Genomic DNA, 294 nt, shown 5'->3' on the forward strand with positions numbered 1-294 from the left:
TCGTATAATTGTTGCCTATTCTAAACTTAAAATTCAAATATCCCCAACACGACAACTGAAACTTGTATTATCAATAGAAATCACTTATAACTACTCTCTTAACGCTGTTACTCTCAACATCACGGCTCAAGATATTAAAGATTATCTAAATAATATTAAGGAGAATTAATCATGGAACAACTTTATGATTTGAGTAAAATATTTTTCTCAATTGAAGGCAATGAAATTCAAGGTGGTAAATTAGAGCTCACAAGTGAACCTACAACAAGAGCTGTATCTAGTACTGAAGATAGG

Annotated in this window: 2 protein-coding genes; both read left to right on the top strand. The window is 31.0% G+C overall.

The genetic code is table 11. The annotated features are described in order from the left end of the window. Positions 1-7 precede the first annotated feature (7 nt). The gene (locus U881_RS12295; RefSeq protein ID WP_268744157.1) at positions 8-169 is read left to right on the top strand and encodes a DUF787 family protein; all 162 of its coding nucleotides are present in this window, start codon (positions 8-10) and stop codon (positions 167-169) included. Positions 170-171: 2 nt separating this feature from the next. Beyond that, positions 172-294, top strand: a 123-nt coding sequence (locus U881_RS12300; RefSeq protein WP_152520688.1) for a DUF1463 family protein, incomplete at its 3' end; no start/stop codon positions are given.

This window comes from Borrelia persica No12, from assembly GCF_000500045.1.
GTDB classification, from domain to species: domain Bacteria; phylum Spirochaetota; class Spirochaetia; order Borreliales; family Borreliaceae; genus Borrelia; species Borrelia persica.